General features: G+C 63.2%; 3 protein-coding genes and 2 pseudogenes. All 5 read left to right on the top strand.

Going from position 1 to position 3,003, the window contains the following annotated elements:
- Positions 1–202: pseudogene (locus tag VF436_RS10470) on the top strand (P-type DNA transfer ATPase VirB11); the annotation flags it as partial.
- Positions 203–212: 10 nt separating this feature from the next.
- The gene (locus VF436_RS21695; protein ID WP_414649835.1) at positions 213–926 is read left to right on the top strand and encodes a lytic transglycosylase domain-containing protein; all 714 of its coding nucleotides are present in this window, start codon (positions 213–215) and stop codon (positions 924–926) included.
- Between the two features lie 165 nt (positions 927–1,091).
- On the top strand, positions 1,092–1,469 hold the full coding sequence (locus VF436_RS10460) for a TrbC/VirB2 family protein (RefSeq protein WP_414649836.1): 378 nt from the start codon (positions 1,092–1,094) through the stop codon (positions 1,467–1,469).
- Entirely contained in the window at positions 1,462–1,764 is a 303-nt protein-coding gene (locus VF436_RS10455; RefSeq protein WP_330903961.1) for a VirB3 family type IV secretion system protein, read from the top strand. The genes VF436_RS10460 and VF436_RS10455 overlap by 8 nt, the downstream gene beginning before the upstream one ends.
- A gap of 48 nt (positions 1,765–1,812) precedes the next feature.
- Positions 1,813–3,003, top strand: a pseudogene (locus VF436_RS10450) (VirB4 family type IV secretion/conjugal transfer ATPase); the annotation flags it as partial.

Genomic DNA, 3,003 nt, shown 5'->3' with positions numbered 1-3,003 from the left:
CGGCAGCACCGAGCAGACCTGGGATCAGCTGGCGCTGATGGTCAAGGCCTCCGCCGAGGGGTCGGGCCTGGAATTCGACGTCATCAAGCGATTGCTCATGATGACCATCGACATCGTCGTGCACATCAAGGCCCATGCCGGCCGGCGTCACATCACCGGCATCGATTTCAACCCGGGTCGACACCTGGCCGAGCGGGCATGAAGGCATGCCGATGATCGACACGCTTCCCATGACCGATTGTCCCGCCCTGGCCGTACCCGCCGCCGTCATGCAGCACGTGGTGCGTATCGAATCGGGCCACAACCCTTTCGCCATCGGCGTCGTGGGCGATCGCTTGGCACGCCAGCCTCGTACCCTCGACGAAGCCCTTGCCACGGTGCGCATGCTCGAATCGAAGGGCTATCAGTATTCGCTGGGCCTGGCGCAGATCTATAAAGGCAACCTGGCCAAATACGGCATCGATTCGTACGCCAAGGCGTTCGACCGCTGCACCAACCTGCAAGCGGGCGCGCGCATCCTGGCCCAATGCCTGAACGATGCAAGCGGCCATTGGGGCAAGGCCTTCAGTTGCTACTACTCGGGCAATTTCAAAACCGGCTTTCGCCACGGTTACGTGCAAAAGATCTATGCCTCGATGGCCCGCGAGGGACAGACGGTGGTTGAGCCATCCGAGATCGACGCCACACAGCCGATACCCACGGTGCGCGAAGAACGTGCGGGTGACCATCGCATCGCCTTGCGCAGCCTTCCCATCTTGCCACCGGCCCAGCCGCCACCGGCCTCCGTGGCCGCGCCCTCTTCGTCGCCGCCACAAGGCAACGTATTCGTGCCCGACGTGCACGGCCCCGGCGACACCGCCGCCACTCAAACCACCGCAACGCCGGAGAGTTCCCAAGGAGGCAGCGACGACGCCTTCGTGTTCTGACTTTCGCCCGTTGCGCAGCCAGCGCGACACACCCCCTGCCCCACGCTCGGCGAAGCGAAACATGCGCTCGTCGCTGCCCGGCAACGCTTACGCAATCCCAACCCCGCGGTCGCCACACGGCACCGCCTCACTCGTACCAACCAGGAGCTATCCACGATGGAATCGATGCAATACACCGCCCGCAACCGCGCCGTGATCCAGGCCACCTTCGCCACCCTGGCCGCGCTGGTCATCACCGCCGTCCCCGAACTGGCCATGGCCCAGGATGGTTTCGCCGGTGCCGACAAGAAAGTCTGTGGCTTCTTCACCAACATCAATGGGCTACTCAACATGGCCTCCATCGCGGTGGTCACGATCGCCGTGGTGTTTGCCGGCTATCAGATCGCCTTCGCGCACAAGCGCATCTCCGACGTCGCGCCCATCCTCGTAGGAGGCCTGCTCATCGGCGCGGCCGGCCAGATCGCCAGGATGCTCATTGGCGACACCGGCAACCAGTGCCAGACCGCGATGGTCATGGACTACCTGATGAGCCGCTATGCGTAAGGACCCGATCTTTCGCGGCTGCACGCGTCCGGCCATGTTCATGGGTGTGCCGTACGTGCCGTTCTTCATGGGGGCTGGCGCCTGCCTGCTGTTGGCGATGTACACCAACCTTCTCTACCTGGTGTTGCTGCCCCTGGTGGTCTTTGCCATGCGGCAGATGGCACGACGCGACGAGATGATTTTCCGCCTGCTCGGCCTGCGTCTGCAATTTCGCACCCGTGTGCGCAATCTGCGCCAGCACGATGGCATGTGGTCGTTCTCACCCATCGACCACCGCGACGACGGCCTTCCCTGACTCACGGCGGCACCGGCTTGCCGGTGCCGCTTCTTGCCGGAGCACCCCATGCGCGCACCCGACGCCTGCATCAGCGAATTCATTCCCCTATCCACCCATGTATCGCCCACGGTGCTCAAGACCACCGGCGGAGACTACGCCATGGTATGGCGCCTGGAAGGCTTGCCCTTCGTCGGCCGCGACGCATGGGAGCTTGAGCACCGCCACAACACCTTCAACCGCATGCTACAGACGTTGCGTGCCCCGGATTTCGTCAACGTGGCCTTCTGGTCGCACGATATCCGCCGGCGTACACGGCTGCGCGACACGAGCCGCTTCGATCACCTGTTCAACCAGCAGCTGTCGAACGCCTATTACGGCACGCTGTCGTCCACGCGCCTGATGCAGAACGAACTCTATCTGACCATGCTCTATCGCCCGGTCGTCGGCGGCAGGCGCTTTGCCGAAAAGTCAGCGAGCCTGGACCGCCTGCAAGCCCAACAGGATCACGCCATCGCCACCGTGCTGGAACTGGCCGGCAATGTGGAAGCCGTCCTGCGCGACTATGCCCCCACGCGGCTGCGCATGTATGAGTCATCGCATGGCGTGGTGTTTTCCGAAGCATTGGAGCTTTACGGCTACCTGCTCAATCGCGTCGACGAACGCGTGCCGGTATTGCCCATCCCGGCCGGTCAATACCTGCCGACATCGCGGCTGCGTTTTTCGTCGCGCTCGGGGGACTTCGCGATCACCACGCCACATGGCACCCACCACTACGGCGCCATTCTCAACGTCAAGGAATACGCCGAGGGCAGTTATCCGGGCATGCTCAACGGCCTGAAATACCTGGATTTCGAATACGTCATCACGCACTCGTTCAGCCCCATGGGCCGCCATGACGCGCTCAAGGCGCTGGAGCGCACCAAGGGCATGATGATCTCTTCCGGTGACCGGGCCGTCAGCCAGATCGCCGAACTGGACCAGGCCATGGACCAGCTCGCCTCGGGCAACTTCGTGCTGGGCCAGTATCACTTCAGCATGGCCATCTATGCCGCCAGCCAGGAAGAACTCGCGCGCCAGCTTGCCCAGACGCGCGCCGAGCTATCCAACGCCGGCTTTGTCACCGTCAAGGAAGATCTCGCGGTCACCGCCGCCTTCTATGCCCAGTTTCCGGGCAACTGGAAGTTCCGCACCCGGCTGGCCAATGTCAGCTCGCTCAACTTCCTCGGTCTCTCTCCCCTGCACAACTTTGCTACCGGC

The organism is Dyella sp. (assembly GCF_036384435.1).
In the GTDB taxonomy this organism is placed as follows: Bacteria; Pseudomonadota; Gammaproteobacteria; order Xanthomonadales; family Rhodanobacteraceae; genus GSA-30.
The sequence above is the reverse complement of the archived record's forward strand: the minus strand, read 5'-3'. Positions and strand labels throughout refer to the sequence as shown.